The sequence below is a fragment of the Methyloglobulus sp. genome (genome assembly GCF_040079455.1).
Classification (GTDB): Bacteria; Pseudomonadota; Gammaproteobacteria; order Methylococcales; family Methylomonadaceae; genus Methyloglobulus.
This window is the reverse complement of the sequence record NZ_JBEBKJ010000116.1, coordinates 1-7,036: the sequence shown is the minus strand read 5'-3', so window position 1 is coordinate 7,036 and position 7,036 is coordinate 1. Positions and strand designations below refer to the sequence as shown.

Here is a 7,036-nt window from a genome sequence, read left to right as displayed (position 1 = left end):
CTAATAAAATTTCCATGTAGAAATATTAATATTGTCTATGTTTTGTATAAATATTGTTTGACAACAATAAGCAATGTCGATAATATTTACCTCGAATTCGAAATTAGTACTGCTTCAGAAAATTTATAAAACTAATGCATCAATAGCTTGTCCTAGTTGTGTGGTGGTTAACCCGCTTGTTTTTATATAATTTTCCGACGCAAATTTGACTACTCATGTTTGATATAAACAATGTTTGCGAGGATTTGATGTCATGAGACTATTAACTGAATATATGTCTGTACCGGAAATCAACGGCACTGTTGTTGTTAACAACAATCCAGTTGATAAGAAGCCTCCCTTAGTAAATAAAGAGGTAGAAAGCACTGAGAATAGAAACTTACAGCTTGCTCGACAGGTTGAAGAGCAAAAAACCAAATTAATAAACACGCTGTCTAAGTTCCCTGTCACCGCTTTATGGGTGCTTAACAAATATGAACAGCAGTGTGATAAAACTGAACAAGAAGATGACGGTGCTGCGTCAACTGAATTTAGCGATTTCTTAAAAGATGTAAAAAAACATTATCAATTCGTTAGTCACTCAGTTTCTGGCAATGCTCAGAACGAAGAGGTTTATACCAATGACAAGCGTCGGCTAACCTTCGCCGTCCAGCAATTTCCTTTTGCTTTTGAAGACCTTGTAAAACTGGTTGACATTATTACCTACGCGTTCAAGTTAAGAGGTCTTTCTGTTCAGTCGGGATCGCAAGAAAAGAAAGGCTATGAAATCATACTAAAACGCTTACATGGTGCAAGTCGCCGCGATACGCCAAGTATGGCAGATCAATTCAAGGCGATGGCTTTGGATGGACATGAAGAGCAGTTCTTGTTTTTATCTACTGAAGACATGAGCCAACTGCTTGGTGACGTGGTTTTGTCAGAACATTTCTGGTTGACGCACAGGCAACAACTTGCCACAGTCAATGCAAAGCTTGTGTTGTTTATCGCTAATCAATACAAAGGTAACTTCATGGACTTTGAAGATCTAGTCCAAGAAGGCCATACCGGTTTGCTTAAAGCAGTAGATAGATTTAAGTATCGCTTGGGCTTCCAATTTTCAACTTATGCCGGTTATTGGATCAGACAAGCTATTTCCCGCTCTCTGTCACGCTCAGAAAGAGTGGTACGGATACCTTGTGGGCAAATCGCTACCATTAATAAAGTGTTCCGTACAAAAGATGCCATCACGTTGAAAACCGGTATAGAACCCAGCACTAAAGAATTAGCTGAACAGACTCAGTTATCTCAAAACGAAGTTAATACGCTGCTTTCAATATCGCAAAGCTCTGTTTCTTTGGAAGCTTTTGACGATGACGAAGACGAACAGTCTTTTGCACCGATAAATTTCATAGCGCAAAACGTTTTTCCACATTCATACAATATGATTGCTGAATCTGAGCTGCAAGGCTTGATTAAAAACGCCATCAAGACCTTAAACCCAAGAGAAGCCAAAATTTTATGTTCGCATTTTGGGGTAGGAACAGACCAGCAAATGACTTTGCAAGAGATAGGTTCGGAGCTCAATTTAACCAGGGAACGAGTAAGACAGATTCAAGTAGTGGCATTGAATAAAATAAAAATGCGCTATGGGGATCAATTATTGAGTTTTTTGTAAGGAAAATCATCAAATAAGAGGGGTGTTTTACAGATAAAAAAGCGGGACAGTAACCGTGTTTCCAAATTAGTAAAGTAAGTGACTGGAAAACCTTTTAAAATAGTGAGCTTTTTGTATTTAGTAAGTAGTTAACCCCTAAAAGCATTATTCTAATAATACTGGTCGGGTTTGACAGTTTTTAGACAACGATAAGAAACAAAGAACGGCGCAAATCAAACTATAGACTTCAGTCAAATGGAGTCAGGAGAAAGTAACCATGAAGAGATATATATTGAACACACTGCTCTGGAGTGTTGTGTTTACAGGCGCTTTTTTAATATACAACAGGATAAATGCAACTGCTCCGATACAGGATTCGCTTGCTTATTCGGAGTTTATAGCTAAGGTCAAAGGCGGTCAGGTTGATCGTGTTGAGATTGCCGGAACGTCGATCAAAGTTCGAACATCCGATGGCCAAAACTTGCAAACTTTTAATCCTGGTGACAATCACTTAATTGATGATCTTTTGAGTGCGGATGTTCAGATCAGAACCACGCCACCGCCACAACAGTCGATGTTTATGCAGATTTTTATAGCTTGGTTTCCTATGCTACTGTTAATTATCGTATGGATAGTCTACATGCGCAGGACTCAAGGTGGCGCAGGCGGTGCAGGTCAGTTCGGCAAAAGCAAGGCTAAGATGCTTGAAGAAGACAAGCTGACCGTCAAATTTGCTGATGTGGCAGGTTGCGAAGAAGCTAAGGAAGAAGTATCAGAGCTGGTTGATTTTCTCAGAGATCCTCAGAAATTTCAGAAACTGGGTGGGATGATACCACGCGGTATTTTGATGGTAGGGCCTCCAGGTACGGGTAAAACCTTGTTAGCGAGAGCCATTGCAGGTGAAGCAGGTGTTAAATTCTTCACTATCTCAGGTTCAGATTTCGTAGAAATGTTCGTCGGTGTTGGTGCATCTAGAGTACGGGATATGTTTGCACAGGCCAAAGAACATGCGCCTTGCATCATTTTTATCGACGAAATTGACGCAGTAGGTCGCCAGAGAGGCGGTGCTGGCATGGGTGGCGGTAATGACGAACGCGAACAAACACTCAACGCACTATTGGTAGAAATGGACGGTTTTACGGGTAACGAAGGTGTCATTATCATCGCTGCTACCAACCGTGCAGACGTACTTGATAAAGCCTTGCTACGTCCAGGTCGCTTTGATCGTCAAGTAACCGTCGGTTTGCCTGACGTGAAAGGTAGAGAGCAAATTTTGAATGTTCATATCAAAAAAGTCCCTGTAGGTGACGATGTTGAATTGAAAAATATCGCAAGAGGTACACCTGGGTTTTCCGGTGCTGACCTAGCTAACATTATCAATGAAGCGGCACTGTTGGCGGCACGTACCAATAAGTTGAAAGTTGGCATGAACGAATTGGAAAAAGCCAAGGATAAAATCCTGATGGGTGCTGAAAAGCACACGATGGTGATGACAGAAGACGACAAACGTCTCACCGCCTATCATGAAGCAGGGCATTGTATCGTAGGTCAAATGTCACCCGACCATGATCCTGTGTACAAAGTCAGCATCATGCCCAGAGGACGGGCATTAGGTATCACCATGTTCTTGCCAGAGCGCGATCAATACAGTGCCAGCAAACGTAAATTGGAAAGTCAAATTGCCAGCTTATTTGGTGGACGTATCGCCGAGTTGATGATTTACGGTGGCGACCGTGTGACCACGGGTGCTTCTAACGACATCGAACGGGCAACGGAATTGGCTCGTAACATGGTAACGCGTTGGGGCTTTTCTGACATCATGGGGCCATTGGTATACGGCGAAGAAGGCGGTCAACCGTTTATGGGTTACTCGGCTTCAGGTAGCAAAGTATCTAACGGCGTTCAAAACAAGATTGACGAAGAAATTCGGGCAGTCATCGACAAAAACTACAAAAAGGCAGAAAGCTTATTGCAAGGCAATATCAGTATCTTGCATAAAATGGCAGATGCCCTGATGAAATGGGAAACCATTGATAAGGGTCAAATTGATGATTTGATGGCGGGTAAAGATCCAAAACCACCTGTTGATAGCAACGATTCATCAAACAAGCCAGATATAACACCCAAGCAGGACACAACAATAACAGCTGATTTCAAAAAACCTGCCGGACAAGTTTGAGGTGCGCTCATTAGGGGGGCTTCGGCTCCCCCTTTTTTTGCCTAAAATTTCGTATTTCGCTGCAAACAGCCTGATTGTTTGACTTAAGGGAACATCTATTAATCGCAATTTAACCGACACTACTGCGAAGGTGCTGAAAATTTTTGGATTTTTCCAGAATTCTAGCGTGCGAGGAGTCGCTATTTTTACGAAAGCTTGTTTTGAGGACATCCTGTCTAAACAAGCGGCAAAAACTTAACGCGACCGCTCATCCAGCCGTCCTGCTACCCTCGTTTCATACCTAACAAGGGGCATGAAACATCGTTGTGCAATGTGACTCGACGCGATTTCGTAAAGCTGTGCATTTTCACTACGCAAACAGTGCTGCGTGAAAACACACTGTTAATCAACCTGTAAAAATTACCAGGGAAAGGGTGGAATCAACATTGAAAAGTTTCCACCCTGTTTATGTCATGATCCGACAATTTGTCGGAGTGCCCTGGGGTGTTAACAATGGATCATATAGCCGAGATCAGGCGACGCCATTTTATTAGTGGCGAAGCTATTGGTGAGATAGGCAAAAGTCTAAATTTGTCCCGTCCGACGGTACGCAAAGCCTTAAAAGCCGAAACAGAACCCGTCTATCAACGCCAAGTCCAGCCGACCCCAAAGTTGGGCGACTTTAAAGATCAATTAACTGATTGGCTGGTGTTTGACAGCAAATTGCCAAAACGTCGGCGCAGGACGGCACAACGCTTGTTCGAAGGTTTACAAGCGGAGGGTTATCAAGGTTCTTATGGCCCTGTTCAGCGCTTTGTACACGATTGGAAACTGGCATCAGGTAAACAACCGGTCTCCAAGCAGGCCTTCGTACCTTTAGCTTTTCCGGCGGGGGAGACTTGCCAATTCGACTGGAGTTACGAATACGTCCTGCTGGACGGGATTCTACAAGCTATCAAAGTTGCTCATTTTCGACTGTCGTATAGTCGCAAAATGTTCCTGGTTGCCTATCCTAGGGAAGCCCAGGAAATGGTGCTAGATGCCCATGCCAGGGCGTTCACTTACTTTGACGGCGTTCCTAAACGAATTATTTACGATAATCTCAAGACGGTGGTTGATGCCATTTTTGTGGGCAAAGAACGCCAATTCAATCGCCGTTTTCTCACGATGGCAAATCATTACTTGTTTGAACCGGTAGCTTGTACACCGGCATCGGGTTGGGAAAAAGGCCAAGTTGAGAACCAAGTGGGTAACGTCAGGGAATGGTTGTTTACACCGACACCCTCGTTTTCAGGCTTTGACGACCTCAACGCCTGGCTGGCTTTGCGTTGCCAAGAACTGGCGAACCGTTCGCACCCGGAACAAGCGGGACGGACAATTGCCGATTGTTTTACTGAAGAACAAGCCCCCCTATTGCCCGTTAAAGCGGTTTTTGATGGGTATGTTGAGAAAACCATGCGGGTCTCCAGCACCTGTTTGGTCAAAGTTGACCATAATCGTTATAGCGTCCCCGCCGAATGGGTCAACCGAGTCGTTTCGGTTCGACTAACCGCTGACCGTATAAGGTTAGTTGCAGATAGACAAGTCCTTGCCGAACACGCCCGGTGTTATGGGCGTAACCAACTCGTGTGCGACCCTTGGCATTATTTGCCGATATTAGAACAAAAGCCAGGGGCGCTTAGGCATGGCGCACCGTTCCAGCAATGGGATTTGCCGACACCTATCCGGATCGTCAGGGACCGTATCCTTAAGCAGGACAAAGGCGACCGGGCGTTTGTCGAACTGCTGCTGATGGCGAGAAGCCTTGGCGAAACCGGGCTTGAAACGCTTGAAGTCGCTTGTGACCTGACCTTACAAACCGGTGTTATTGCCGCTGCCATTGTACTCAACGAAATGCGTCGCCTCACTGAGGCAGTCCGTCCTAAAGCACTACACAGTTTGCCAGCAAACATTCCTACCCTGCACCTTGACGTACAGGCCGATTGTAGCCGTTACGATAGTTTGAGGGGGTACCGCTATGAACATTGACCGCCACGCCCAACTCAAGGCTCTCCATCTCCACGGCATGGCCGCTGCTTGGCAAGAATGGCGGGTTGAATTTGCCGCCCAACACAGGCCGGTCATGCCAGAAGTCTGGTTAGATCGCTTAATTGCGGCTGAACAAGCTGATCGCCATGCCCGAAGCCTGAACTACCAACTGCATGCTGCCAAATTGCCGCACCATCGGGATTTGATCGATTTTGATTGGGCCGAAAGCCTTCTAGACAAAGCCCATATTGAACAACTGGCCACCAGCAGCTTCATGGAGCAGGCGAATAACCTCATTTTTGTCGGTGGCACCGGTACCGGCAAAACCCATGTGGCATCCGCACTGGCTGTCTCGGCCATCCAGCAGGCCAAGCGCGTCCGTTTCTTCAATGCGGTCGATTTGGTCAACCAATTGGAAAAAGAAAAACAGTTGGGCAAAGCCGGATTCCTGGCCAAACGGTTAATACAGGTGGATGCGGTGATCATTGACGAACTTGGCTATCTGCCGTTTCCCCAGTCCGGGGGAGCCTTGTTATTTCACCTCATTAGCCAGCTCTACGAGAAAACCTCATTGATCATTACCACCAATCTGAATTTCGCCGAATGGATGCAAGTCTTTGGTGATGAAAAGATGACAACCGCCTTGCTGGATAGGGTAACCCACCATTGTGACATCCTAGAAACAGGCGATGATTCTTATCGATTAAAACAACGAAAAAAAGCTATCCAAAAACCATGGCCTCTTTAAGTCAACTGGAAATTTTTGGATGTTGATAGGTGGGAATTATTGGGTGGTGATTGACACTATTCAATCCTATGGCAAATTATCATGCCAAACAAACACGTGCTAACTAAAAATACAACATCAATATCACAACAAAACGCCATTTACTTAATAACTCACCTTACGCACCCATAGTTAAAGTAAACTATAAGGATGAATACAGAACTGTTAGAAATAGTTAGCGATTACTTGTTGAGTTCATTTGGTCAAACGACGGCGACGGGGTTGTCCAGCTTGCTGGACGGGGCAATCAGCCATGACCAAGTGACGCGTTTTTTAAGCTGGGATGACTATGACTCAAAACTATTATGGCGGCACGTCAAAAAGACGGTGCGTGAGATCGAACAGGAGGATGGCGTATTGATCTTTGACGACACCATCCAGGAAAAGCCTTACACCGATGAAAACGAATTGGTGTGCTGGCACTTCGACC

Annotated in this window: 4 protein-coding genes and 1 pseudogene; all 5 read left to right on the top strand. The window is 44.9% G+C overall.

What is annotated here, in order from left to right:
• Positions 1-253 precede the first annotated feature (253 nt).
• Positions 254-1,654: an RNA polymerase sigma factor RpoD/SigA gene (locus ABL924_RS17110; protein WP_349028309.1), complete on the top strand. Its 1,401-nt coding sequence runs from the start codon at positions 254-256 to the stop codon at positions 1,652-1,654.
• A 256-nt stretch (positions 1,655-1,910) separates the two neighbouring features.
• Positions 1,911-3,812: an ATP-dependent zinc metalloprotease FtsH gene (ftsH, locus tag ABL924_RS17105; RefSeq protein WP_349028308.1), complete on the top strand. Its 1,902-nt coding sequence runs from the start codon at positions 1,911-1,913 to the stop codon at positions 3,810-3,812.
• Between the two features lie 492 nt (positions 3,813-4,304).
• A complete protein-coding gene (gene istA / locus ABL924_RS17100; RefSeq protein WP_349028307.1) occupies positions 4,305-5,819 on the top strand; it encodes an IS21 family transposase in 1,515 nt (504 codons plus the stop codon).
• The gene (gene istB, locus ABL924_RS17095; RefSeq protein ID WP_349028306.1) at positions 5,809-6,567 is read left to right on the top strand and encodes an IS21-like element helper ATPase IstB; all 759 of its coding nucleotides are present in this window, start codon (positions 5,809-5,811) and stop codon (positions 6,565-6,567) included. Before istA ends, istB begins: the two co-directional genes overlap by 11 nt.
• A gap of 189 nt (positions 6,568-6,756) precedes the next feature.
• Positions 6,757-7,036, top strand: a pseudogene (locus ABL924_RS17090) (IS701 family transposase); the annotation flags it as partial.